The sequence below is a fragment of the Agathobaculum sp. TL06 genome (assembly GCF_054658635.1).
The window spans coordinates 38,865-63,199 of sequence record NZ_BAAGGY010000017.1 but is presented as its reverse complement, the minus strand read 5'-3'; the positions used below and the strand labels follow the sequence as shown (position 1 = coordinate 63,199).

Sequence of the window (24,335 nt, the reverse complement as noted above, 5' to 3'; positions counted from 1 at the left end):
CTTTTGCGGGCGTTAAAAAAGCCGGATAAGGAACAGGCGTTTCAGCCTGTCACCTTATCCGGCTTATCATTTCCCGCGAATGACTCGCCCTCCGAGTGAGCGGTATCATTGTAGCACGGGGGGATGGCAAAGTCAAGCGGTGGTTTTATTCATCCGTGCGCAGCCGCTCGACCACGCTCAGCCGCGCGGTGCTGCGGTAGGTGGCGAGCGGGATGAGCAGCCCCAGCGCGGCGAACACCGGCAGCAGCAGCACGAGGGGCAGGATGGAGAATTTATAGGTGAAGAACCAGAACACGGTCGAGCAGCCCGCGCCCACCAGCGGCCCGAGCGTCACGCTGAGCGCAAGGCTCAGCGCGAGCGCGAGCAGGGCGTAGTACAGCCCCTCGAGCATGAGCATGCGTTTGAGCTGCTTTCCGGTCATGCCGATGGCCTGCAAAACGGCGAACTCGTGCCGGCGGGTGATGATGCCGGTCAGCACCGCGTTTAGGAAGTTGAGTACGCCGACCAGCCCAATGATGAAGCTCAGCGCAAGGCCCAGCGTCAGGAACATGCTGCGCATGCTGTCAAATTCGGCCTGATAGGTCGCCTTGCTCTCGTAGTCAAACAGCGGCTGCACGTTTTCGGTGTAGTCCTTGAGGAAGGCCTCCATGCTGCCGTCCGTCCCGTCCGCCACGTCGAACACATAGGTCATGACCGAGCTGGTCTGCGTGTCCCGCTGAAACTGCTCCGCGCCCATCACGAACTCGTCCGCGCCGTAGTAGCGGTAGTCAATCGAGCTGGGGACGAGCACCGCAGCCACGACCGTGTATTCCGCGTCGCGGTAGACCTTGGCGCGCGAGCCGATGCCGCGCCCGCTGTCATAGGCCGCGTCCACCTGTTCGAGCGGGATGACCTCGCCGGTGTCCTGGTAAAAATATTCGGTCTCCTCCACATAGCGCAGGCGCACGGTGTCGCCCACCTTCGCCCAGTTCGAGCCCTCTTTCGCGTCACCGTAGTCGTCGGACATATAGACCGCCGCGACCGCGTTGGCATTCGGGTCGGCGAGCGCGGACAGGTCGCCCTCCAGCACTTCGAGCCGCGACAGCGGGAAATCCTCCATGCCGTAAATCTGGACGCGGTCGGCCAGCAGGCCGTTTTCGTCGCGCTCCTTATCCGCGACCATCAGGTCGAGGGTTTCCGGCGCGTTCCACTGCCCCCAGCTCTGGCGGAACCAGTCCTCGGTGACGAACTCCTGCACGTTGGACACCTTGCCGTAAATGCGGCCGGCGTCCGTGACGCCGCCCTGCGCGTCGATGTCCGCGATGACGTTTTCCGGCACCGCCTCGTCGGTCGAGTTGAAGCCCGCGCCGGTCTGGAAGTAGGCCGCGTCGCCGACGACGAAATCGACCGCCGACTTGCTCGAGAGGTACTTATCCATGTCAAAGCCGATGGAGAAGGTGTAGGTGAGCTGCATGAGCACCACCGCGAGCGCGAGCGAAAGGACGGTCACGGCCGTCTTGCCGCGGCTGCGGCCGAGGTTCATCCACGCCATGCGCGGCAGCCCCGCGCCGTAGGACGCGCGCTTTGCCACAGCGTGCCGGCCCTTGGCCTTTTTCGGCCGTTTCACGCCCGCGTCCGTGTAGCGCACCGCCTCGACCGGCGACACGCGCGCGGCCATTTTGCCCGGCTTGCGGCAAGAGATGCGCACGGTGATGAGCGAGAACACGGTCGCAAAGATAAAGATGAGCGGGCTTAAAGACACGGTCTCGTGCATCCCGTCCAGGCGCGAGATGACGACCGGCACCAGCCCCGCGCCGACGAAATACCCGCCCGCAAGGCCGATGGGGATGCCGACGAGCGAAAGCAGATACGCCTGGCGCCGTATCATGCGGCGGATCTGCCGCCCGGTCGTGCCGATGGTTTTGAGCAGCCCGTAAAAGCGGATGTCGCCCGTGACCGAGATCTGGAACACGTTGTAGATGATGAGATACCCGGTGAAGATGATGAGCGCCAGCATAGCGGCGATGGCGATGACGGTCATGGGGTCGGCCTGCTCGGCAAGCTGCGCGCCCGAATAGCCCCAGTTGACGCCGATACCGATATAGTCCTCTTCTCCGGCGTTTTCGCACTGGTAGCCGTGGTTTGCGAGAATCTGCGTCAGGTCCTCGCGGATGTGCAGCGAGCTGGCGAGCATCACGTCGAGCGACCAAGTGCCGGTCATGGTGGACGGGCTTCCTGCGGACAGGGCGCACAGCTCGTCGGCCGCCGAGCGGGGCAGCAGGACGTGGGAGGCAGTGATGGCGCTGTCGTACTCCCACCAGCCGGAAAGCGTGAACGTGCGCTCGACCACATGCGCGTTCTCGGTGTTGCCGTCGATTTCGATGGGCAGGGTGAAGGTCGCGCCGATTTTGGGCTCCACGCCCAGCAGGGAGAGCACGCGGGTGTCGGTCGCGGCCTCGTCCGTTCCTTCGGCGGGCAGGCGGCCCTCGACCGGCTCGATGAAGGAGTGCCTGGCCTCGGTCGGGTCCATGTAGCTGACCTCGACGTGGCTCTTGTTAAACGGCGGGTCGTCCGACGTCATGCCCACCATCCGGCGGGTGCCGTACTCCTGAATGAGGGGATCGTCTTTGAGCTCGAATACCTGCGCTTCGGTCAGGTCCTTGAAGTTGCCGTGGTTGTCGCCGCCCGCCTGCCGGAAGTTGCCCTGCTGGAACGAGTCGTTGATGGACATGGCGATGGTGAACAGCGAGGTAAACAGCACGGTCGTCAGCGCGATGGCGATGACCGCGATGATGTTGCGCGTTTTCGCCGCCTTGAGGCTGCGGTCGGACAGGCGGCGGATGCACCTTTTGTTGGGAACGTTCAGCATGTCGCGCGCCCCCTTACGAATGGACGATACGGCCGTCCTCGATGCGGACGATCCGGTGCGCGAGCTGGGCGATCTCCTCGTTGTGGGTAATCATCACGATGGTCTGGCCGAATTTCTCGCTCGTCACCTTGAGCAGCGCGAGCACGTCCTGGCTGGTTTTGCTGTCCAGGTTGCCGGTCGGCTCGTCCGCCAGGATGATGGCGGGTTTGGTGGCGAGCGCGCGGGCGATGGCCACGCGCTGCTGCTGGCCGCCCGAAAGCTGGCTGGGCAGATTGGACAGCTTGCTTTCCAGCCCCAGCGTGCGGATGATCTCGTCCACATAGGCGCGATCGACCGTGCCGCCGTCCAGCTCGATGGGGAGCACGATATTTTCGTACACGCTCAGCACGGGAACCAGGTTATACGCCTGGAACACGAACCCGATGCGCCGGCGGCGGAAAATGGTCAGCGCGTCGTCCTTCAGGGCGAAGATGTCGTTCCCATCCACATAGACCTTGCCGTCCGTCGGGCGGTCCAGCCCGCCGAGCATGTGCAGCAGGGTGGATTTGCCCGAGCCGGATGTGCCGACCACCGCGACGAATTCGCCGTTTTCGACCGCAAGGTCCACGCCGTCGAGCGCGCGCACCTCGGTATCGCCCGCGCCGTAGATCTTGCGCAGGGCCTGTGTCTGTAAAACCGTCATAAAAGGAACCTCCCGAAAAAAGTCTGTATCGCACCCTTGGGTACAATACAGACGATACCATGCAATTCTGTCGAGAGCCTGTCGGAAATCTAACAGTTTTGTTAGATTGTTGGAGGGGTGCGCCAGCTGGGGCGTTTCGCGGCCTGCGGGCCGCGGGAAACGGTGCGCCTGCGCGGCGCGGGCGCACAAGAGGGGAGACACCCAAGGGTTTCTCCCCTCTTGCGAATCACCCCTTTTCCGTTTAGGGCGCGCTACGCGCGCAAGGGTAAGTGACGCTTTCTAATTGCCGCCCGGCTGCTTAGACAGGGTAAACAAAACGACGGCCACCCCAAGGGGGGCGGGCGCGCGATGCGCGTCCCTACGAAAAGGGAACGGCAATGCCTCATGGGGAGGAACCTGCCCTTCTTGTCCGCAGTGCGGCCGCGCAGGCCGCTTTCCCGCTCGTGAGGTACGGGCAATCCCCTCGGCGGACACAATCTTGCGCCGCCATCCGCTTCTGGGGAGCGCGTAAACAATTACCCTTTGGGCAAAAACAGCGAAAACGTGCTGCCTTCCCCAAGGCGGGAGGACACCTTGATATACCCGCCGTTCGCCGCGGCGATCTCGCGGGCGAGATACAGCCCCAGACCGACGCCCTGCTCGTCCCGCACGGCGGGGGAGCGGTAGAACCGCTGGAACACCCGTCCGCATTCCTCCTCGGCAAGGCCGATGCCGGTGTCCGCCACGTCGATGCGGCAGAACAGTTCATAGGGCGTGACCGACACCGTGATGCGGCCGCCCGACGGCGTGTACTTTACGGCGTTGTCGATCAGGTTGCCCAGCGCCTCCTGCGTCCACTTGGGGTCAAAGCGCGCCGCCGCTGCCGTATCCGGCGGCGCAAGGAGCGCAACGCCCTTTTCCGCGGCCTTGGGCGCGGCTTCGCGCAGGGCGGCGGAAACCAGCGCCTGCACGCTGGATTCCTTCGGGTGTACCGCGATCGCGCCGGTCTCCAGCCGGCCGGCCTTGACCAGCGACGCAATGAGAAACTGCAGCTTCTCGGCCTGCGCGGTGAGCTGCGCGACGCAGTCGCGGCAATCCGGCGGCAGGTCCTTGTCCGCCAGCAGTCCGGCGTACAGCAGCAGGTTCGCGACCGGCGTTTTGGTTTGATGCGAGATATCCGCGATCAGCGCCTGCACACGCGCCCGATCCTCGGCAAGTCGCGTCGCGGACGTACCGCTTGCGTCCAGATAACGCTTGAGCCTGGCCTCGACCGCGGACAGGCGGCTTTCGTCAAAATGCGTGGGGACAAACGCGCCGCACACCGCGTCGTCCAGCATGCGGTCCAGGCTGTTCATGGTGCGGCGCAGGCGCAGCCGGTCGTAAACAAGCACGGCCAGCGCCAGCAGCACGGCGGCCAGAGCGATCCACTTCATGTCTCCACCGCCCAACTGTACCCCACGCCGTATACGGTTTTGATGGGTGCGTTTTTGCCCAGCTTGCGCCGCAGCCGACCAACCGTGACCGACAGCGCGTTCTCGTCCACATAGTCCGCGCCGTCCGTCCAGATGCGGTCGAGCAGCGTGTCGCGCGGCAGGGTATGCCCGCGGTTCTCGACGAGCAGGCGCAGCAGCCGCTGCTCGGTCTGCGAAAGCTGGAGCGGCCTGCCCTCCACAGCGAAGTCCAGCCGGTCGAAATCAAAGCGGAACCCGTCCTGTTCGAACACAGCGGATGCGGCGGCGGGGGCGTTGCGGCGCAGCGCGGCCTCCACGCGGGCGCGCAGCACCGCGAGCGAAAAGGGCTTGGTGATATAGTCGTCCGCGCCCAGCGTCAGGCCGGTCACGATATCGGTTTCCAGGTCGTTCGCGGTCAGCAGGATGACCGGCGGGCCGCCCGCGGCGCGTGTCTCCTCCAAAAGCGCCAGCCCCGAGCCGTCCGGCAGGTTGATATCAAAGATGGCAAGGTCGAAGGTTGCGGTGGCGAGCGCCCGCCGCGCGTCCGCGCAGCCGGTCGACAGCGTGCAGGCGTGCGCGTCGCCCAGCGCGAGCGTCAGCCCGCGGCCGAGCGCGGGGTCGTCCTCAACGATCAGGATGTGTTCCATGGCAGTCACCTCACGCTCCCCATTGTAGCACAAACAGGGCGCGCTTAAAAGCGCGCCCTGCGAAAAATGGTTCAGGAATGGATGTGCAGCGCGCGGCATACGCTGCGGAGCGTCACGCGGTACACGAGATACAGCAGCGCGGATACCGCCGCGACCACGGCAAGGCACGCGCCCATGCCCGCCAGCTCGGAATGGGTAAAGCCGAGGGGATCGCCGTTGAAGTACAGGATCATCATATAGAATATCCAGATCAATCCGGTGCCGACCAGCGCGGGGACGAGGAACACCCGACCGATCTGTCCGCGCACCGAGTGGAACAGATAGCCGTTGGACGCGCCAAGGTGCCGCAGGTCGTCATACACGCGGGCATTGACGAGCGCGATGGTCATGCAACGGGTAAATGCGATGACGATGACCGCCGCAAAGCACACGATGGCGATAAAGATGAACAGCATGAGGAACACCGCCATGGTGGTGACGAAGTCGTTCTGGTCGAGGATGCGGAACTGGGGCATGTATTTCCAGTAGTTGCGGAAGCCGGAGGAATCGCGGTCGCTGTAATCCGGCGTGAACAGGCCGCGGGAGGCGACCGCCTCGGGGGAATAGTCGTAGACCTCGCCCGCCTGCGCGGCCAGCGCGGCCGCTACATCGTCGTAATAGTCCCCGACCTCGACCTCCGGACCCGAACGGTCCACGATCTCGTCAAACAGCGCCTTGGCGAAGGGATAGCTGTTCTCCACGTCCGCGACGTCAAAGAACACATATTCCTCGCGCCATACGTCGGTCAGCCCCTCGGTGAGCGCGGCGTAGTCCGTATCGTCCAGCACATAGCAGCCGAGCAGCATGGTGTACCACAGCGGCTCGATCGGGGTCACGTCCAGCGTGGCGCCGGTCGCCATGTTGGTCAGGTGGGTCGCGTCGCCGCCCGAAAGATAGCCGCTGCCGCCCTCGTCGTCCAGAATGTTGGCGCACGCGCCCGCAGGGATATCCACGTCCTGTCCGGTCAGGGCGTTGTACGCGCTTTCCGAGAAGAAGGTCGCACCTTGCAGGAGTTCCGTATACGCGGTCGTGTAGGTGGTGCCGAAGCCGGTATCCGTCTCGATGGAGTAGGTGCCGTCCTTGCCCAGCACGGCCGCGCCCTGCTGCGCCCAGGAGACGATCTCGACGTTCGTTTCCTCTGCCAGCGCCTGCACCTCGTCCCGCTGGGGCAGGGACTGGTCCGCGCGCCAGTGATATTCAAAGTCGATCGGACGCGAGGCGTAGGTATTTTCCGAGCTGGAGGACAGCATGGGCGAGTAGAACGAAGCAAAGTAGGCGCCTGCGATCAGCAGGGTCATCACCAGCATGTTGCGCACGGTCTGGCGGCCCTGGAATTTCATCATGGAGCGGGAAATGATGTGCCGGTACTGGTTTTTGCGCCGCCAGCCGTTGACGACCGTGTGTAGCAAAATCATATACATCCCCGCGAGCGCGGGCAGGTAGAAGAGCGCATCCACCGCGCCGGGGGCGTACCAGTGCAGCACCTTGACGAAAAACGTCGGCATCAGGTAGCCCAGCAGCGCGCCGGCGAGCGCGAGCACGATACCGGCCGGCCCGTACCAGCGCGGCACCGCACGGATGGGTTCGGACTTGTGGGATTCCTGCACGATGTCAATGATGTTGGTGCGGCGGATGAAGCGCGCGGCGAGCGCGAACAGCATCACGACCACATAGGCCGAAAACGCCAGCGCGAGCAGGTAGGCCTGCGGGTCGAACAACAGCGGCATCTCCTGCGAGTCCACAAGGAAGGTGCGGAAGCCCTGCCAGACGGCCCACGCGAGCGGCGCGCCCAGCGCCGCGCCCGCGGCGCACGAGCCGAACGCGATCAGAGTAAGCTCCTTGACCAGCTCGCGGCGGAGCTGGCCGCGCGACGCGCCGAGCGCAAGGAATACGCCGGTCGCGCGCGATTTCTGGCGGAAGAACAGCCCAGCAGCATAGGTGGTGAACACCGCGCAGCCGATCACTGCCAGCACGAATACCATCATCACCTGCTTGCGGCTGTCGCCGCCCTCGGGCAGGATGGTGAGGATGGTGGGCGAGCGCATCATGCACGCATAGGCGGTGATGAGCAGCACGGAAAAGAAGCAGCACCCCGCGAGCAGCCCGTACTGCCCGCGGTCTTTGCGGCGCAGCGCCGCGTAGACTTCGGAAAAGGTTTTCATCGCGATCACGTCCCCCCTATACTACTCCGCTGACATTTCGCGGATGGCGTCCAGCAGCTCGTCCTGAAACGTGCCGCGCGCCTTATCCGCGCGGGCGAGCACGCGCCATACCACGCCGTCGCGCAGGATGACCACGCGGTCGCAGAACGAGGCCGCGAACGAATCGTGCGTGACCATGAAGATGGTCGCGCCGAGCGCCTGCCGCGCCTGTGTAAAGCTGTCGATGACCGCGCGGGAGGACTTGGAATCCAGGTTGCCGGTCGGCTCGTCGGCCAAAATGAGCAGCGGGTGGTTGATGAGTGCGCGGGCGACCGCGGTGCGCTGCTTTTCGCCGCCCGAGATCTCGGCAGGGTATTTATTTTTGATGGCGGTGATGCCGAATACGTCGCACAGGCTGTCCGCTTCGTTCTCCATACCGCGCCCGGCCTGGCCGGCGATGATGCGGGGCAGCAGGATGTTTTCGCGCACGGTCAGCCCGTCGAGCAGCAGGAAGTCCTGGAACACAAAGCCCAGCTTGCGGTTGCGCACATTGGCGAGCGCGTCCTCGTCCAGACGGGCCAGCTCCTCCCCGCGCAGGGTGATGCTGCCGCTGTCCGCGGGGATGTAACAGGAGATGCAGTTGAGCAGCGTGGTCTTGCCTGAGCCGCTTGGTCCCATGACGGCGACGAATTCCCCCTCATTTACGGTAAGGGATACGCCTTTGAGCACCTCATAGGTCGTTTTTCCGACCTGATAGGATTTGTGGAGGTCTTGAACAGATAACATGGTGGATACTCCTTTCAGAAAATAACGAATTGTATTACAGCGATGGCCGCCAGATGCGCGGGATAGAACGCATAGAACACCCACTTGGGGATTTTGAGGTCAAGGCGCGTGGGGAGGAAGAGGAGCGGCGCGGCAAACACGGCGAAGAACGACCAGTCGATGCAGAGGCCGCCGACCGTAAGGCTCAGCGGATCGCCCGGCGTTACGCCGAGGCAGGTGATAAACTGCGCGCAGTACAGCGCTGCGCCCACGGCTGGATGATTGCGGCACAGGTAAAAGATCAGCATGTACTGGATGCCCATGCCGGAATAGTCGAAGTTCCACCAGGAGACCACGAAGAGCGCCGCGAGAAACAGCCACCATTTGCGCTCCTTGAGTCCGTACATGGCGAGCAGGGACAGGAACAGCGTGCAGAAGATGTTCCAGTTGGTGAACTGGGCGGCAAAGTCATGCGGGTGGAAGGCCAGCACATAGAACGGCTGGGAGATCACCGCGAACAGGCCGAGCCGGAACAGGTATTTTTTGATATCCCGCGTGTAGAGCAGGCCGACCGTCATGCAGTAGCAGAAGACCGGGAACGCGATGCGCCCCACCCAGCGGAACCAGCCCGCCTCGGGGAAGAACGCGCCGCCGATGTGGTCGATCAGCATGGCGAAAATGGCGATGAGCTTGAGGAAATTTGTATCCAGATTGGTCCTGAGCCTGGGCGCGCCCGCTTCAAACGTGGGCGGCGTGGTCAGCACGGTGCGGATGCGGGATAAAGTCAGCTTTGCAGTCATGGCGGATGCCCTCCTTTTTCTTGTCTCCAGCATACCGCGGCGGGCGGGCAAAAACAAACAGCCCTGCCAAAAATGGCAGGGCTGATGTAACATTTGGCAGGTGGGCGGCGTGGGATGTCATAAACCGCGCGTCTGCTGTAAAGTTTGGTTTGGCGAAAGGAAAGCCTTGTGGTATAATTTGTTCTGGTAAACAGTAAACAAAGGGGGGAAGCCCATGCTTCGCATCGGCATCTGCGACGATTCAGCGGAGGCGCGGCTCGGCTTGCGCGCTATGCTTGAGCGCCTGCTGGACAAGCGCGCGGTCGAGTGCCAGATCTATGAATTTTCCTCAGGCGAGGGGCTGCTCGGCTGGATGGAAAAGCACACGGGTGAGATCGACCTCGTGTTCCTGGATATCGAAATGGGCGGCATGAACGGCATGGAAGCCGCCAAGGCCCTGCGGGAGCGGAGCGACACCCTGCAGCTCGTATTCGTCACCGGCTACACGGATTTTGTGTTCGACGGATACGCGGTCGGCGCGCTCGGCTATGTGATGAAGCCGCCCCAGCCCGAGCAGATCGGCGATGTGCTCACCCGCGCGCTCGCGGCGCAGTTTAACGAGGCGGACAAGGTGTTCCTGTGCCGCAATACGGACGGCCTGTTCCGCATCCCGAAAAAGTCCATCCGCTATTTCTACTCCGACCGGCGGCAGGTCACCTGCGTGACCGACACGCGCAGCCTGACGTTTTACGCGCGGCTGGACGACGTGGCCGAGTCCGTGGGGGCGGCGTTCGTGCGCATCCACCAGCGGTATCTGGTGCGCGCGGGCGCGGTTGACCGCGTGGAGGGCGGCACGGTCGTGATCGGGGAAGAGAAGCTGCCGGTCAGCCGGTCCTGCCAGTCCACGGCGCTCGCGGCCATCGCGCGCGCCATGCTGGACTAAGGGGGCGCGCGGATGACGGCATGGGACTTTTTTGCGTGGCTGGCGACCGTACTGCTGGGCGGCGTCCTGCCTGCGCGCACGGCGCTGCGCTTTCTGGCCGCGCCCAAGGGGCGGGTGCGCTGGATTGCGCCGTATCTGGTGCTGGGCGCGGCGCTCGGCATGCCGACGTGGATGGGGGACGGCAACCCGCTCTACTACTTCCCGTTCCTGATCGCCGCTTTTCTCATCGGCTACGGCGGCAGTCTGGCCGCGCGGTTGGTGATGGGCATGATCTTTTTCGAGTGGATCATCGCGTGGAGCATGATCGTGGACACGCGCGCGGTGCTGCCCGGTTCTGCGGGCTACTGGGGCGCGCTGGCGTGGAAATTCGCCATGTGGGCGGCGGTGTGGCTGCTCGTGCGTCGGGTGCTGCGGGACGGGCGGCGGATCGCGCTCTCCGGCCGGCTGTGGGCGCTGTTGGGGCTGCTGGCGCTCTCGCCGCTGCTCAGCGAGCTGGCGTTCTCCCTGTGGAACGTCCGCGCCTACACGGAGGAGATCGTGGACGGGGTGCTCGATGCTGCGTTCTACACACTGCTGCCATTCGTATTCGTCTCCTCGATCGCACTGCTGCTCGCGGTCGTGCTGCTTTCACAGCACCAGGCGCTTGAGCAGGAGCATCAGCTCGCAGATATGCGCGAGCTGTACTACCAGGGCATCCGGCGCGAGCAGGAGCAGGTGCGCCGCCTGCGGCACGATATGCGCAACCACCTGACCGCGCTTTCCGGCCTGCTTGAGCAGGGGGAGGCCGGCCGCGCGGCCGAGTATGTGCGCAGCCTGCAGGCTGCGTCCGGCCCCTCCGGCGCCGGACGCTTTACGGAAAACGATACGGTCAATATCGTATTATCCGCCAAGGCGCGCGACATCCGCGAGGCGGGACTGGAGGCGGATATCCGCGTCTCCCTGCCGGAAAAACTGCCGGTCGCCGACCCTGACCTGTGCGCGCTGTTCGGCAACGCGCTGGACAACGCGGTGGAGGCGGCGAAGGACGCGGCGGACAAGCGCATCACTGTGCGCGCCCGCGCGGACAAGGGGCTGCTGATGCTGCGCGTGGTCAACGCTTACGCGGGCAAGCGCACGGAAAAGCCGGACGGGCTGTTCGGCACCACCAAGGCGGACCAGCGTGCGCACGGCTTCGGCCTGCGCGGCATGCGCGAGATCGCCGCGCGTTACGGCGGCACGCTCGAGGCGGCGGCACGGGATGGGAAGTTTGAGCTGGTGGCCTGTCTGCCCCTTGCGGAAAACCGGACCGAATAGCCGGCGGCGCGGCATAGAAAAAAGCATCGGATGATTTTTCATCCGATGCTTTTGTGTTTTTACCAGGCGGGCTCCAGCTCTTTTTCGCCGCAGTATTTGTGCAGGGTCTCGCGAACCGCGTGCGGGCCGCGGTTCAGCTCGTTGAACAGTTCGACGACCTTTTCGCCCACGCCGACCTCGAACAGATTGATGCCGAAGTACATGGTGCTGGAAAGCAGCGGGTACAGGCGCTCTTCGGTCACCTGGTCGCCCAGGCGGGCCTCGCCGAGCAGCTTGTGGACGTTTTCGATCCGCGCGTCCGGACTGAGCTGGAACGGCTGGCCCTCGTCGTCCACGCCGACCAGATAGCGCAGCCAGCAGGCCAGCACGAGCGGGATATAGGTCAGGTGGGTTGCCCGATGCATGGGTACGGGCGAGTTATAGTAGGCCTTGAGCGTTTCCCCGAAGCGGATGGCGAGCTTGCGGCTGGTGTCGGTCGCGATGCGCTGGGGCGTATCCTGCAGGAACGGGTTGGGATACCGCTCGCCGAGTACCTCGTGCAGGAACGCGAACGGATCGATCACGCCGGGGTCGGTGACGAGTGGCATGGCCTCGCGTTCGGACATGCGGGTAATCAGGTTCACCAGGTCGGGGTCCTGCATTTCGTCGCAGATACGGGTGTAGCCGAGCAGGCAGCCGAACAGGCCCAGCGCGGTGTCCATCGGGTTCATGCAGGTGCAGGCCTTCATGCGGGCCGACTTTTCCACGATCGAGCGGCTGGTCAGGATGACGCCGAGCTGCTCGAACGCGGGATGGCCGTTCGGGAAATCGTTTTCGATCAGCAGGTGCTGCGGACGCTCGGAATTGACATAGGCCGCGGCGACCGTATTTTTGGCGGTCGTGAAGATCTCCATGCCGCTCAGCCCGTCCGCCTGCAGCATGGCGCAGACGCGCTCGTCCGGATGCGGGGTGATCTTGTCGATCATGGAGAGCGGGTAGGTCAGCTTTTTGGTGATATAGTCAAAGTCCTCCTGCGTGATGTGTCCGTGTTCGAGCCAGCCGCCGGCGAGGTCGGTCGTCATGCGGCGGAGCAGGTGGCTGTTGTTCTGGCAGTTGTCGAGCGAAACCAGCGCGACCGGCGCAAGACCGGCGCGGGCGCGCGCAAGGCACAGCGCCGTGATGCGGCCGGCAAACGTGCAAGCGGCCTGCGGGCCTTGCCGGATATCCTGCTCGATCGCGGGCAGGAAATGACGCTGGTCGTCACGCAGGACGTAGCCTTTTTCCGTGATGGTGAACGACACCATCTGCAGGTCGGGGCTGGTGAAGATCTGGCGCAGGCGGTCCTCATCCTCGCTCATCTTCAGGCTTTCCGTGACCGAGGCGACAACCTCCTTGTTGACCGTGCCGTTGGGATACACGGTCGCGACGATCGAGAGATGGTCGCAGCTCCGGTAGCAGCGGTCAATCAGTTCTTCGTCATAGCCCTCGCAGCAGATCACGCCGGCTTGGGACAGGCGGGCGGTCAGCAGGCGCTGCGCGAGCACAGCGGGAAAAGCGCGGAACAGGTTGCCGGCGCCGAAATGCAGCCAGACCGGATGGGCCTTGGTGTAATCGCGGGCAGCCTGGATATCATACTGCGGCAGGCGGTAGCCTTTCCAGGAAAGGTTTTGCGAAAGGTTTTCAAGAGAAAGTTTCATGGGTTCACATCCTTTGGTGTTCATAGGAATGGGAATGCGGTTGCCGGTGGATACTCATATGTATATAGTATACCAAAAACGCAGGTGAAACAATGTTTTTTTAAGCGCAGCGGCCGGATTTTTCCATTCCGGCCGCCGCGCTGCGCTTTCCCTAAAAGGGCGGGGCCGCCCCGCCCGGCCTTATGCCAGGAAAGAGCGGCTCATGATATAAAATTCCTCCTGGCTGGGCAGGCGGCGCTTTTCCATGGGCTCCAGGCTGTCGTCATACCGCGCCGCCGCCTCTTCATCGACCGCCATAGCGGGGCTGCCGTGATATACCCAGCGCTCCCTGCCGAGCGCCTGGGGAACAAGCTCCTTGACCAGCATCGCCGCGGGGAAGCGCCCGTCCTCCGTGGCGATCTGGAACCGCCTGCAGCTTTGAAAGCCGCGGCCCACATAATTGGCGGGACTGCCGAAAATAACGATCCCATCATACCCAAGGGCGGCCGCGCGCGCGAACGAATGTTCCATCAGCCGCGTCCCATAGCCTTTCCGCTGGTGCTCCGGCGCGATGCTGAGCGGGCCGAACGTCAGGATATCCTTTTCCCTGCCCGACGCGCCGACCAGCTTGGCTTTTGTATACATAATATTGCCGATGACCTGCCCGTCCAGCTCGAGCACGAAATCCAGCTCCGGCAGGAAATCCGCATGCCCGCGCATGCAGCGGACCAGGTAATGCTCCACGCAGCCCGGGATATAAATGTTGTAGAAAGCGCGGCGTGTGAGCGCTTCCACGGCGGCATAGTCGCCTGCCGTTTCCTTGCGTATCACCATCATGTGACCATCTCCTTTCGGTTTGTTGCCGGCGGATAAAAAGGGGCTGCGGGACGGCTGGCGTCCCGCAGCCCGCTGCGCGGTTCCCCCAGCCGGTCAGCCCAGCGCCTCGCGCAGCTTGTAATGCATCAGCTTGCCGGTTGCGGTGTGCGGCAGCTCGTTGACGATATGGTAGACGCGCGGCCATTTATAGGAGGACAGCATGGGGCTTTGCGTGCAGTACGCTTTGAGCTCCTCTGTGGTCAGGCTGCCGTCCGACGGGACGACGTATGCCGCCACGACCTCGCCGCGCAGCGCGTCCGGCACACCGATGACCGCGCTTTCCGCGACCTTGGGGTGGCCGTTGAGCACGGCTTCAATCTGCGCCGGATAGATATTCTCGCCCGCGGACACGATCATGTCGTCCTTGCGGCCGGCGACGGTGACGAATTCGTCCTCGTCCCAGGTACCCACGTCGCCGGTGTAGAGCCAGCCCTTATAGAATTTTCGGGCGGTCATTTCCGGATTGTTGAAATAGCAGAACGCGCTTTTCGCGGGGGAGGAAATGATGATCTCGCCCGGCGTCTCCCCGTCGCGCGGGACGGTATCCTCCGGCTCCGCGTGCGCGCCGTCCGCGCGGAGGGCGACCAGACGCACCTCGTCGTCCGTGCAGGAGCGGCCGGCCGAGCCGGCCCGGGCGGGCAGGTCGAACGGACGCAGGAAGGTGTTCCAGAACGTTTCGGTGGTGCCGTAGCCGTTGAAGATGTTGGGGGTCAGAAGCCGCATGTATTTTTCGCATGCGGCCTTTTCAAACGGCGCGCCCATGGTCACGATGCCGCGCAGCGCGGACAGGTCGGCGGGCGTGCGCTCCTGGGTGCGCGCGAGCATGGCGATGATGGTCGGTACGCCGATCAGGAAAGAAATGCGGTATTTTTCCGCGTATTCCAGGCAGCGCTTGGGCGCGAAGTCGCGCAGGATGACGACCTCGCCCCCCGCGTACAGGGTTGGGCAGGGGCCGCCCGAATGGATGCCGCCGCGGTGGAACCAGGGGGTCATATTCATTGTGCGGTCGGTCGGACCCAGCGGGAAGTGCATCATCACATCATGCGCGGAAAGCACCTCGTTGACGTTGTTGATCGGCACGCCCTTGGGCCGGTTGGTCGTACCCGAGGTATACAGGCGGGTGGTTTCGTCGTAGATATGGGGGGCGAAATCGACCGGCGGGTCGGCCTCCGGCTGGCCGGACACATAATCCGGATAGCGGACATGACCGTCGGGCGCCTGCGCGCCGCCGCGGGAATCGACCATCACAACGGTTTGCGGCTTGTGCTCGCACAGGGCAAGCGCGCCGCCGGACAGTTCGCCGAAGGCCGCGTCGTACAGGAACGCCTTGGGGCGGCTGTCGTCGATCACGAGCGCGAGCTCGCCCGCGCCCTGGCGGTAGTTGACCGGACTGGCGATAGCGCCGATCTTATGCGCCGCCAGATAGCAGAACACGAATTCAGGGGAATTGAGCAGGGCGAACATCACCACGTCATTTTTCCCCACCCCGTCCGCGCGCAGCGCGTGCGCCAGGTGGTTGGCCGCGGCATTCAGCTCGCGGTAGGTCCAGCGGCGGCCGGAGAGCGGATCGTGCAGCGCCGGCCGCATGCCGAAACGGGATACGTTGCGTAAAAAACCGTTCAAATAGGTGAACCGAGTCTCAAAGGTGTCCCGAAACATGGACACATCATAGGTATATTCATTCTTCATTTCAAAGGGGCCTCATTTCTGGTATCGGGAAAGGACGATGCTGGAGTTCTGCCCGCCGAAGCCGAGGGAGTTGCTCATGGCTGAGTCGATATTCGCCCGGCGGGCCTGGTTGGGAACATAATCAAGGTCGCATTCCGGATCTGGATTTTCAAGGTGCAGGGTGGGCGGCAGGATACCGTCGCGGATGGCCAGGATGCAGGCGATCGCCTCGGTCAGGCCGCCTGCGCCCATCAGGTGTCCGGTGGCGGATTTGGTCGAGGACATGGGGGGCGCGGTCTCACGCCCGCCGAACACGGCCTTGACCGCCAGCGTTTCCGCCTTGTCCCCCAGCGGGGTGGAGGTGCCGTGCGCGTTGATGTAGCCGATGGCTGCGGGCGGCAGGCCGGCGCGTTCGAGCGCCCGCTTCATACAGGCCGCGGCGCCTGCGCCGTCCGGACAGGGCGCGGTGACGTGATGCGCGTCCGAGGTGTTGGCCCAGCCGGCCAGCACGGCGTAAATATCGGCGCCGCGCGCCAGGGCGTGCTCCTCGGTTTCGATGATGAGCGCGCCGCCGCCCTCGCCGATGACGAACCCGTCGCGGCCGAGGTCGAACGGGCGGCAGGCATGCGCAGGGTCGTCGTTGCGGCGGGACAGCGCTTTGGCCTGCGACAGGCCGGACACCACAATCGGACACAGGATGCTTTCCCCGCCGACCGCGAGCACCGCGTCCGCCTCGCCGGTGCGCAGCAGCATGGCGGCGGTCATGATCGCGTCGCCGCCCGCGGAGCAGGCGGTGTTGAGCGTCAGGCTCGGCCCGCGGATGCCATGCGCGATGGCGATCTGCGCGGCGGCGATGTTGCCGATGGTCATAGGCACGAAGCGGGGGCCGACGCGGTGGCCCGCGTCGAACGCGGACTGTGTCTGCGCGACCGTGGTCACGCCGTCCATCGCCGTACCCATCACGATGCCGATGCGGTCGGGCTCGCCCGAAACCGAAAGCCCGCTGTTCCCGAGCGCCTCCTGCGCGGCCGCGAAAGCGAACTGCATGAAGGGGTCCATTGTGCGCGCGAGCGCCTTGGGCATGTGGTCGCCGGGGTCGAAGCCCTTCAGCTCGGCCGCGATCTGCACGGGCAGGCCGGATGCGTCGAAGCGGGTGATCGGGCCTACACCGCAGCGGCCGGCCTTGAGAGCCTCCCAGTAGGCGGCGACCCCGATGCCGATGGGCGTTACTGCGCCCATGCCGGTGATTACCAGTGTTTTTTCTTTCATACTCATTCCTCAATTTCTATATTCAGTTGATAGAAATACATGTATAGTATACCAGATTAAGCAAAAAAATAAAAGTATTTTCACCTTGTAATGTGTTCAATAACAAAAGCCTCCCCGCTGCAGCGGGGAGGCTGGGAAAGGAAAACTCAGGCTTTTTTCGGTTCGGCAGGCGCCGCGGCGCCTGCGGAAAGGTCGGGCAGCTTGGGCGCCCAGGTCCTTTCCGGCGGGCGGATATCGATTGCGGGGTTGAAGGCATAGTAGTTCTTCGCGTCCAGATTCTCCTGCACGACGCGCAGGGCGTCGCCGAAACGCTGGAAGTGTACGATCTCCCGTTCGCGGAGGAATTTGAGCGGCTCGCGGACATCCGGATTGTCGATCAGGCGCAGCAGGTTGTCATAGGTCGTGCGGGCCTTCTGTTCCGCTGCCATATCCTCGAACAGGTCGGTAATCGGGTCGCCCTTGGACTGGAACGTCATGGCGCTCCACGGCGTGCCGGAGGCGAATTGCGGATAGATACCGGTCGTGTGGTCGACAAAATAGGTATCGAAGCCGCCCTCTTTGATCTGTTCGGGCGTCAGGTTGCGGGTGAGCTGGTACACAATAGCGGAGATCATCTCCATGTGCGCCAGTTCCTCTGTACCTGCGGCGGGGTCGAAATGACGCCCGCTGGATTTGACAGCCCGCGCCCCGCGGCGCTATAATAAGTGCATCAAACACAGAGAAAAGAGCGGATGAACGGATGAAGGAAGTCGTAGCCGCCCTGATTTGGGACGGAGACCGGTTTATGATCTGCAAGCGGCCGGCGCATAAGGCGCGCGGCTCGCTCTGGGAATTTGTGGGCGGCAAGGTCGAGCCGGGCGAGAGCCGGTCCGAAGCGCTGATCCGTGAGTGCAGTGAGGAACTTGCGATCACCGTTGCGCCGGGCGCGCCGTTTATGGAGGTCACGCATGTGTATCCGGATATGTCCATCCACCTGACGCTGCTCAACGCCCGCATCACCGCGGGGGAGCCGCAGCTTCTGGAGCATGAGGCGCTGCGCTGGATCACACCGGCGGAAATACCGGAATATGAATTCTGCCCTGCGGACGAGGCGATCCTCGCCCGCCTGCGCGGGGCGGCCGAGTAAAAACCAGTACGCAAGGAGGACGGCGTTTATGCTGGCATATACCTATGTGGAGCGCGGGAAATTCGCGCTCAGAAACAAGCCCGTGCCGGTCGTTCAGGACCCGCACGACGCGGTTGTGCGCGTGACGCTGGCGAGCATCTGCACGAGCGACCTGCATATCAAGCACGGCTCCGTGCCGCGCGCGGTGCCGGGCGTGACTGTCGGGCATGAAATGGTCGGCGTGGTCGAGCAGGTGGGCGCGGCGGTCACGGCGGTCAGACCCGGCGATCGGGTGACGGTCAATGTCGAAACGTTCTGCGGCCGGTGCTTTTTCTGCGAGCACGGCTATGTCAACAACTGCACCGACCCGAACGGCGGCTGGGCGCTTGGCTGCCGTATCGATGGGGGACAGGCGGAATACGTCCGCGTGCCGTATGCCGACCAGGGGCTGAATGTGATTCCGGACGGCGTTTCCGACCGTGAGGCGCTGTTTGTGGGGGATGTGCTGGCGACCGGCTTTTGGGCGGCGCGCATCGCGGAGATCAAGCCCGAAGATACCGTGCTGATCCTGGGCGCCGGCCCGACGGGCATCTGCACGCTGCTCTGCGCGCGGCTGCACGGCCCGGGCAGGGTGATCGTCTGCGAGCCGGATCCGGTGCGCCGCCGTTTTGTGGAGGAGCGGTATCCGGAGGTGCTGACCGTAACGCCGGAGCAGGCGCCGGATTTTGTCCGGCGGCACAGCCGCCATGGCGGCGCGGACGCGGTGCTCGAGGTGGCGGGAACCGCGGACAGCTTCCGGCTTGCCTGGGAATGCGCGCGCCCCAACGCGGTGGTGACTGTGGTTGCGCTGTACGACGCGCCGCAGACGCTGCCGCTGCCCGATATGTACGGCAAAAACCTGACCTTCAAGACCGGCGGCGTGGATGGCTGCGACTGCGCGGAAATCCTGCGCCTGATCGCGGCGGGCCGACTGGACACAACGCCCCTGATTACGCATATTTTCCCGCTGCGCGAGATCGACGCGGCCTATGACCTGTTCGAGCACCGGCGCGACAATGTGGTCAAGGTCGCGGTCACGACCGAGGGATAAGCGCGGGAATGGCAGAAAGGCCGCCCTTTTGGGCGGCCTTTCTTTGCTTTTCCGGATATATATGCGCAGCCGGTCAGTCAACGAGCTTGTCAAGTTCCTTGACGTATTCCGTGCCGCTTGCAGTCTTGTGTTCGGCCTGCTTGGCGTACATACCGACCGCGGCGGCGGACTTGCGGATCGGCTGCATGGTACCCGCGCCTGCGACGCAGCCGCCCGGGCAGGCCATGCCTTCCAGCAGGTAGCCGTTGTACTTGCCGGCCTTGGCGGCGGCGAGCAGGTGGCGGCATTCGCGCAGGCCCTCTGCGTTGGCGACCTTGACCTCGCGGTCAGGGTACTTCTCCTTGATGACGTTGACGACCGCCTGCGCCACGCCGCCGGAGACGGCGAAGTTGCGCCCGTCGGTCGAAGCGTCGTTGACGCCGTTCGGGTCCTCCGGCACCATGGTCAGCTCAACGTGCTTGGCGTCAAAAATACCGGCCATTTCCTCAAAGGTGAGCACGAAATCCACTTCGCTGCGCACGTCGGTGCGCATGGCTTCGAGCTTTTTCGCCGCGCACGGCCCGATGAATACGACCTTGGCGTTTTTGTGCTGGTGCTTGATCAGGCGTGCGGTCAGCGTCATGGGCGTGAGCGCCATGGAGATGCAGTTGGCATAATCGGGGTACAGCTTTTTCGCCATGGTCGACCAGGCAGGGCAGCAGGAGGTCGCCATGAACGGCAGCTTTTCCGGCACCTCTTCCAGGAAGTCGTCGGCCTCCTGCGCGGCGCACAGGTCCGCGCCGATCGCAACCTCGAAAACGTCCGCAAAGCCGAGCTGCTTCATCGCGGCGCGCAGGCGGCCGGGCGTGACCTTGGGGCCGAACTGGCCGACGAACGCGGGCGCGACGGCGGCGTAAACGCGCTCGCCCGACTGGATCGCGCGGATGACCTGGAAGATCTGGGACTTATCCGCGATCGCGCCGAACGGGCAGTTGACCAGGCACATGCCGCAGGAAACACACTTGTCGTAATCGATATCCGCCTTGCCGTTCTGGTTGGTGCGGATGGCGTCCATGCCGCAGGCGGCGGCGCAGGGGCGCTTCTGATGGATGATCGCGTTGTAGGAGCAGACCTCCACGCAGCGGCCGCACTTGATGCACTTTTCCTGGTCGATCACCGAACGCCCGTTATAGCGGGCGAGCGAAACGGCGTCCTTGGGGCAGACCTCGACGCACGGATGCGCCAGGCAGCCCTGGCAGCCCTCGGTCACAACGACCTGGTTCTCCTTGCAGCCGTGGCAGGCGAATTTGATGATGTTGATCAGCGGCGGGGTATAATAGGTTTCGGGCTTGTCGGCGGCCTCGATGCCGTCCGAAATGGGAGAGTGGTCGGCCGCGCTGCGGTAGGGCAGGCCCATGGCCAGGCGCAGCCGCTCGCCGACAATGGCGCGCTCCAAAAAGATATCGTTGCGGAAATTGCCGACCTCGCCCGGTACAATCTCATAGGGAAGCTCTTCGATCCGTTTGTCCACCTGCCATTCAGTATGGTAGGCCATACGGGCCACCTCGCGGAAAATCCTGTGGCGGATCTCCTGGATACGGGTCTCTACGCCTCTCATTCTTTCTTCGTCCCCCTCAATATAGTTATGACATGATAAATCCTGTTTTTACAGTAAAATCGGGCTGCTTTACAACCATCATAAGCATACAGCAAAACACAATTGTTGTAAAGAAAGAAATTGTAGAAAATTTAACAAATTTCTGCGGCGCAAACAACGTCCGGCTGTGCGGGAAGTGGAAAGCGGCGGGGAGGCGGCGCATATCCTCCTGATAGAGGAGGCGATGGAATGTACAGGCAGCCGGTGATGAAAGGGGAACGTACGCGGCCGGCCGGACCGCGCTTTTGGGAGGCCTGCGGCCGGGCGCTGCTGGCGGAGGCCGAGGCCTGCGGTCTGTTGGACGCGGCGGCATACCCGCGGGCAGAACGGGAGCTGCGGCGCCGTTTGAACGACCTGGCGGCAGGGCGGGAGGCGCGGCCGTGATACGGGCCGCGGCCTATTGCCGCGTGTCCACGGACAAGGAGGACCAGGCGGGCTCCTTTGCCAGCCAGCAGCGGTATTTCGAGGCGTTTATCAGCCGCCAGCCCGACTGGGCGCTGTACCGAATCTATGCGGACGAAGGCGTGACCGGCACCTCGACAAAGCGGCGCGCGGCGTTCAACCGCATGATGGCCGACGCGCGCGCGGGCCGTTTCTCCCTGCTTCTGACCAAGGAGGTCAGCCGCTTTTCGCGCAATATCCTGGATACGGTCGCGTATACGCGCGAGCTGAAGCAGCTCGGCGTGGGCGTACTGTTCCTGAGCGACGGCATTGACACGCGGGACGCGGACGCCGAGCTGCGGCTGTCCATCATGGGCTCGATCGCGCAGGAGGAGAGCCGCCGCACCTCGGCGCGCGTCAAGTGGGGGCAGACGCGCCGCATGGAGCAGGGCGTGGTGTTCGGCCGCTCGCTGCTGGGCTACACCGTGCGGGACGGGGTACTTACGGTCGAACCCGAAGGGGCGGCGGTGGTCCGGAGGATTTTCCGCCAGTACGGGGAGGAGAAAAAAAGCACAGGCGAAATCGCGCGCGGCCTGGAGGCGGCAGGCTGCCGCACCAGTCGGGGCGGCGCGTCGTGGTCGGGCAGCCATATCGTCAAGATCCTCCGAAATGAAAAATATGTGGGCGACTTGATCCAGAAAAAGAGTATCACGCCGGACTACCTCTCCCATGCAAAGAAATACAACCACGGGGAGGAGGAAAAGATCATCCTGCGGGACCACCATGAGGCGATCGTCAGCCGGGCGCTGTGGGAGACCGTGCAGCGGGAGCTGGAACGGCGGCGGCGGCGCGGCGGCGCGGGCGCCGGTGCGGGGGCGGGGCATCTGTTTTCCGGCAGGCTGCGGTGCGGGCAGTGCGGCGGCGCGCTGGTGCCGCGCCAAAAGCGCCGGAAAGACGGGAGCCTGTACCGGCGATGGGTGTGCGGCCGGACCGTGTACGGCGGGAAGCGCGCGTGCAGCATCGGCTGGGGCCTGCCTGAAGCGGCGGCGTGGTCCATGCTGCGGCAGGCGGTGGAAAGCCTGGTGTTCGATTGGGACACGGCGGTGCAGGCGGCGGCCGAGGCGGTTACAGCCGCGATGGAGTCCGGCGGCGCGGAGGACGCGGAAAGCCGGCGGGAGCAGGCCGAAAAGCTGCGTCGGAAAAGGCTGCGCGCCCTGGACGCATTTCTGGAGGGGGCGATCACCCAGGCCGAGCTGCGCGGGCTGACGGAGCAGTATGACGGGCGGCTCGCGCGCCTGCAGGCACAGCCCGCGGCGGCCGCCGGTTTGCAGGAGGCGGCGGAGCGGCTGCGCGCGGCCCTGCGGCGGGAGGCGGGCCGCGGCGACGCCTTTTACCGCGCCCTGCTGGAGGGGATGGAGATTCGGCCGGACGGAACGGCGGCGCTCCGTCTGCAGGGCATACCGCAGGAATGGATATTCGCCGTAAAGGGGTCGGTATAACCCCGTTGTACCGATATCGGTCAGGATAGCCTTGCACTCCTTGTACGGCATGGCATAGCGCTGGTTGAGGTAGCGCATGGAGGCGCCCAGCTCGCCGTCCGGTCCGCCAAGCTGGGTAATAACGATCTTGGCGGTCTGCGGGTCGGGATTTTTGATCTTGACCGGGAACTGTAAGCGTTTATCATATGACCACATTAATTATCCTCTCCTTCCCACGGCCACGGGTCGCCGAGACACGCGCCATACCATGACGTTCCCGCGCGCCGCAGGAAAGGGGAGAGCATCTTTTCAACTTCTTAATTTGACAAAAGTGCTGTTTTCTGTCATAATTTTTATAGGCAAAATATACAAAGAGGGGTGCGCGGCGCTGCAGGGGGGCGGCGCTGTGCGGAGAAAGGGCGGTGCTGCGCGCGTCTGCGCGGCCTACCGTAAAATGGAAGCGGAGGCAGGAACAGAGAAGGGAGAGGAGTTACCTTTGGTTAAATTTGAACATGTTTCGCTGTCTTATGGGAGCCAGCAGGTAATTTTCGATTTGAGCTTCGAGATTCCGGACAACAGGTTCGCCATCCTGATCGGCCCGTCCGGCTGCGGCAAGACAACGACGCTCAAAATGATCAACCGGCTGATCCAGCCGGACAGCGGACGCATTTTTGTGGATGGAAAGGATATCGCCCAGGAGGACAAGGTCGAGCTGCGCCGCCGCATCGGCTATGTGATCCAGCAAATCGGCCTGTTCCCGAACATGACGGTGGCGCAGAATATCTGCGTGGTACCCAAGCTGCTGAAGTATCCGAAAGATCAATGCGAGCAGATCGTGCGCGACATGCTCGCCATGGTCGATATGCCGTATGAGCAGTACGCGCACAAATACCCGTCTGAAATGTCCGGCGGGCAGCAGCAGCGCATCGGCATCCTGCGCGCGCTGGCTGCGTCGCCGCCGATCGTGCTGATGGACGAGCCGTTCAGCGCGCTCGACCCCATGACGCGCCGCAGCTTGCAGCAGGAGATGAAATCCCTGCAGCAAAAGCTGAACAAGACCATCGTGTTCGTCACGCACGACATGGAGGAAGCGCTCGACCTGGCCGACCTGATTATTTTCATGAACCACGGCCGTATCGAACAGATGGCCACGCCCGAGGAGATGCTTGCGCATCCCGCGACCGGACTGATCCACGATTTTCTCGGCAAGCATATGCCGGACAGCGCGGCCGCCGACCTCAAGGTGAAAGAGTTTATGCGCACCGGCGTTTATACGGTCGAGCAGGGGCGCGGCGTCAACGAATGCATCAGCCGGATGCAGCGCCGCAACGTGGACACGCTGCTCGTTGTGGACGAAGCGGGCAAATACCTGGGTACGGTTTCGATCACGGATATCCGGCTGACCGGACATGTGGTGGATTCGATCGCTCCGCTGATCCGGTGCAACATGCCGGTCGTGCAGACGGAGGACAACGCGCGGGCCTGCTTTGACCAGTTGATCGAAAGCGGCAGCCCGTATCTGGTCGTGCTCCGGCCGGATAAAACGGTCGCCGGCATCGTGACCAAGACCAGCATGGCGTCCGCCATGGCGGAACGGCTGTGGGGGTGAG

The 24,335-nt window shown here is 63.7% G+C and carries 19 protein-coding genes and 2 pseudogenes; 7 read left to right on the top strand and 14 right to left on the bottom strand.

Annotated features, from left to right (window positions below; translation table 11 throughout):
• Positions 1-145: 145 nt before the first annotated feature.
• The 7 genes from ACYQ3S_RS11320 to ACYQ3S_RS11290 form a co-directional block, all read right to left on the bottom strand.
• Positions 146-2,848, bottom strand: a complete 2,703-nt coding sequence (locus ACYQ3S_RS11320; RefSeq protein ID WP_459689206.1) for an ABC transporter permease — start codon at positions 2,846-2,848, stop codon at positions 146-148.
• 13 nt (positions 2,849-2,861) lie between these two features.
• On the bottom strand, positions 2,862-3,530 hold the full coding sequence (locus tag ACYQ3S_RS11315) for an ABC transporter ATP-binding protein (RefSeq protein ID WP_459689204.1): 669 nt from the start codon (positions 3,528-3,530) through the stop codon (positions 2,862-2,864).
• Between the two features lie 515 nt (positions 3,531-4,045).
• A complete protein-coding gene (locus ACYQ3S_RS11310; protein ID WP_459689202.1) occupies positions 4,046-4,942 on the bottom strand; it encodes a sensor histidine kinase in 897 nt (298 codons plus the stop codon).
• Positions 4,939-5,607 (bottom strand): response regulator transcription factor, encoded by a 669-nt coding sequence (locus tag ACYQ3S_RS11305; RefSeq protein ID WP_459689201.1) that lies wholly within the window; start codon positions 5,605-5,607, stop codon positions 4,939-4,941. Before ACYQ3S_RS11305 ends, ACYQ3S_RS11310 begins: the two co-directional genes overlap by 4 nt.
• Positions 5,608-5,678: 71 nt before the next feature.
• A complete protein-coding gene (locus ACYQ3S_RS11300) occupies positions 5,679-7,808 on the bottom strand; it encodes an FtsX-like permease family protein (RefSeq protein ID WP_459689200.1) in 2,130 nt (709 codons plus the stop codon).
• 21 nt (positions 7,809-7,829) lie between these two features.
• Positions 7,830-8,573 carry an ABC transporter ATP-binding protein gene (locus ACYQ3S_RS11295; protein WP_459689199.1) on the bottom strand — a complete coding sequence of 248 codons (744 nt, stop codon included), beginning with the start codon at positions 8,571-8,573 and terminating at the stop codon, positions 7,830-7,832.
• A 14-nt stretch (positions 8,574-8,587) separates the two neighbouring features.
• Positions 8,588-9,352, bottom strand: coding sequence for a TraX family protein (locus ACYQ3S_RS11290; protein WP_459689198.1), 765 nt, complete (start codon positions 9,350-9,352; stop codon positions 8,588-8,590).
• 214 nt (positions 9,353-9,566) lie between these two features.
• Between ACYQ3S_RS11290 and ACYQ3S_RS11285 the strand changes: the two genes are divergently transcribed.
• The gene (locus ACYQ3S_RS11285) at positions 9,567-10,274 is read left to right on the top strand and encodes a LytR/AlgR family response regulator transcription factor (protein WP_459689197.1); all 708 of its coding nucleotides are present in this window, start codon (positions 9,567-9,569) and stop codon (positions 10,272-10,274) included.
• Between the two features lie 12 nt (positions 10,275-10,286).
• On the top strand, positions 10,287-11,567 hold the full coding sequence (locus tag ACYQ3S_RS11280) for a sensor histidine kinase (protein WP_459689196.1): 1,281 nt from the start codon (positions 10,287-10,289) through the stop codon (positions 11,565-11,567).
• A gap of 59 nt (positions 11,568-11,626) precedes the next feature.
• Here ACYQ3S_RS11280 and ACYQ3S_RS11275 read toward each other — a convergent pair whose 3' ends face one another.
• The 5 genes and pseudogenes from ACYQ3S_RS11275 to ACYQ3S_RS11255 form a co-directional block, all read right to left on the bottom strand.
• Positions 11,627-13,243 (bottom strand): mannitol dehydrogenase family protein, encoded by a 1,617-nt coding sequence (locus tag ACYQ3S_RS11275; RefSeq protein ID WP_459689194.1) that lies wholly within the window; start codon positions 13,241-13,243, stop codon positions 11,627-11,629.
• Positions 13,244-13,423: 180 nt separating this feature from the next.
• Complete coding sequence (locus tag ACYQ3S_RS11270) at positions 13,424-14,059, bottom strand: GNAT family N-acetyltransferase (RefSeq protein ID WP_459689193.1); 636 nt, start codon at positions 14,057-14,059, stop codon at positions 13,424-13,426.
• A gap of 93 nt (positions 14,060-14,152) precedes the next feature.
• Positions 14,153-15,787, bottom strand: a complete 1,635-nt coding sequence (locus tag ACYQ3S_RS11265) for a class I adenylate-forming enzyme family protein (protein WP_459689191.1) — start codon at positions 15,785-15,787, stop codon at positions 14,153-14,155.
• 12 nt (positions 15,788-15,799) lie between these two features.
• Positions 15,800-17,035: a beta-ketoacyl-ACP synthase II gene (fabF, locus tag ACYQ3S_RS11260; RefSeq protein WP_459689190.1), complete on the bottom strand. Its 1,236-nt coding sequence runs from the start codon at positions 17,033-17,035 to the stop codon at positions 15,800-15,802.
• A gap of 146 nt (positions 17,036-17,181) precedes the next feature.
• A pseudogene (locus ACYQ3S_RS11255) lies at positions 17,182-17,676 on the bottom strand (manganese catalase family protein); the annotation flags it as partial.
• A gap of 98 nt (positions 17,677-17,774) precedes the next feature.
• Between ACYQ3S_RS11255 and ACYQ3S_RS11250 the strand changes: the two are divergent.
• On the top strand, positions 17,775-18,161 hold the full coding sequence (locus ACYQ3S_RS11250; RefSeq protein WP_459689189.1) for a (deoxy)nucleoside triphosphate pyrophosphohydrolase: 387 nt from the start codon (positions 17,775-17,777) through the stop codon (positions 18,159-18,161).
• 28 nt (positions 18,162-18,189) lie between these two features.
• Entirely contained in the window at positions 18,190-19,230 is a 1,041-nt protein-coding gene (locus ACYQ3S_RS11245) for an alcohol dehydrogenase (protein ID WP_459689187.1), read from the top strand.
• 73 nt (positions 19,231-19,303) lie between these two features.
• Here ACYQ3S_RS11245 and ACYQ3S_RS11240 read toward each other — a convergent pair whose 3' ends face one another.
• Positions 19,304-20,827 carry a 4Fe-4S dicluster domain-containing protein gene (locus ACYQ3S_RS11240; protein WP_459689185.1) on the bottom strand — a complete coding sequence of 508 codons (1,524 nt, stop codon included), beginning with the start codon at positions 20,825-20,827 and terminating at the stop codon, positions 19,304-19,306.
• Between the two features lie 228 nt (positions 20,828-21,055).
• Here ACYQ3S_RS11240 and ACYQ3S_RS11235 point away from each other — a divergent pair, with 228 nt between their 5' ends.
• Both ACYQ3S_RS11235 and ACYQ3S_RS11230 read left to right on the top strand, forming a co-directional pair.
• On the top strand, positions 21,056-21,250 hold the full coding sequence (locus ACYQ3S_RS11235) for a hypothetical protein (RefSeq protein ID WP_459689183.1): 195 nt from the start codon (positions 21,056-21,058) through the stop codon (positions 21,248-21,250).
• Positions 21,247-22,746, top strand: a complete 1,500-nt coding sequence (locus tag ACYQ3S_RS11230) for a recombinase family protein (protein WP_459689182.1) — start codon at positions 21,247-21,249, stop codon at positions 22,744-22,746. The genes ACYQ3S_RS11235 and ACYQ3S_RS11230 overlap by 4 nt, the downstream gene beginning before the upstream one ends.
• Here ACYQ3S_RS11230 and ACYQ3S_RS11225 read toward each other — a convergent pair.
• A pseudogene (locus ACYQ3S_RS11225) lies at positions 22,744-22,941 on the bottom strand (manganese catalase family protein); the annotation flags it as partial. The gene ACYQ3S_RS11230 and the pseudogene ACYQ3S_RS11225 overlap by 3 nt on opposite strands.
• A 280-nt stretch (positions 22,942-23,221) precedes the next feature.
• Here ACYQ3S_RS11225 and ACYQ3S_RS11220 point away from each other — a divergent pair.
• Positions 23,222-24,334, top strand: coding sequence for a betaine/proline/choline family ABC transporter ATP-binding protein (locus ACYQ3S_RS11220; RefSeq protein ID WP_459689181.1), 1,113 nt, complete (start codon positions 23,222-23,224; stop codon positions 24,332-24,334).
• Position 24,335 lies beyond the last annotated feature (1 nt).

Bases quoted from the DNA above. Each gene is read 5' to 3' on its own strand.
- ACYQ3S_RS11320 (WP_459689206.1), bottom strand. From the start codon at position 2,848: ATGCTGAACGTTCCCAACAAAAGGTGCATCCGCCGCCTGTCCGACCGC.
- ACYQ3S_RS11275 (WP_459689194.1), bottom strand. From the start codon at position 13,243: ATGAAACTTTCTCTTGAAAACCTTTCGCAAAACCTTTCCTGGAAAGGC.
- ACYQ3S_RS11305 (WP_459689201.1), bottom strand. From the start codon at position 5,607: ATGGAACACATCCTGATCGTTGAGGACGACCCCGCGCTCGGCCGCGGG.
- ACYQ3S_RS11300 (WP_459689200.1), bottom strand. From the start codon at position 7,808: ATGAAAACCTTTTCCGAAGTCTACGCGGCGCTGCGCCGCAAAGACCGC.
- ACYQ3S_RS11240 (WP_459689185.1), bottom strand. From the start codon at position 20,827: ATGAGAGGCGTAGAGACCCGTATCCAGGAGATCCGCCACAGGATTTTC.
- ACYQ3S_RS11235 (WP_459689183.1), top strand. From the start codon at position 21,056: ATGTACAGGCAGCCGGTGATGAAAGGGGAACGTACGCGGCCGGCCGGA.
- ACYQ3S_RS11295 (WP_459689199.1), bottom strand. From the start codon at position 8,573: ATGTTATCTGTTCAAGACCTCCACAAATCCTATCAGGTCGGAAAAACG.
- ACYQ3S_RS11280 (WP_459689196.1), top strand. From the start codon at position 10,287: ATGACGGCATGGGACTTTTTTGCGTGGCTGGCGACCGTACTGCTGGGC.
- ACYQ3S_RS11285 (WP_459689197.1), top strand. From the start codon at position 9,567: ATGCTTCGCATCGGCATCTGCGACGATTCAGCGGAGGCGCGGCTCGGC.
- fabF (WP_459689190.1), bottom strand. From the start codon at position 17,035: ATGAAAGAAAAAACACTGGTAATCACCGGCATGGGCGCAGTAACGCCC.
- ACYQ3S_RS11270 (WP_459689193.1), bottom strand. From the start codon at position 14,059: ATGATGGTGATACGCAAGGAAACGGCAGGCGACTATGCCGCCGTGGAA.
- ACYQ3S_RS11265 (WP_459689191.1), bottom strand. From the start codon at position 15,787: ATGAAGAATGAATATACCTATGATGTGTCCATGTTTCGGGACACCTTT.
- ACYQ3S_RS11245 (WP_459689187.1), top strand. From the start codon at position 18,190: ATGCTGGCATATACCTATGTGGAGCGCGGGAAATTCGCGCTCAGAAAC.
- ACYQ3S_RS11310 (WP_459689202.1), bottom strand. From the start codon at position 4,942: ATGAAGTGGATCGCTCTGGCCGCCGTGCTGCTGGCGCTGGCCGTGCTT.
- ACYQ3S_RS11290 (WP_459689198.1), bottom strand. From the start codon at position 9,352: ATGACTGCAAAGCTGACTTTATCCCGCATCCGCACCGTGCTGACCACG.
- ACYQ3S_RS11315 (WP_459689204.1), bottom strand. From the start codon at position 3,530: ATGACGGTTTTACAGACACAGGCCCTGCGCAAGATCTACGGCGCGGGC.
- ACYQ3S_RS11250 (WP_459689189.1), top strand. From the start codon at position 17,775: ATGAAGGAAGTCGTAGCCGCCCTGATTTGGGACGGAGACCGGTTTATG.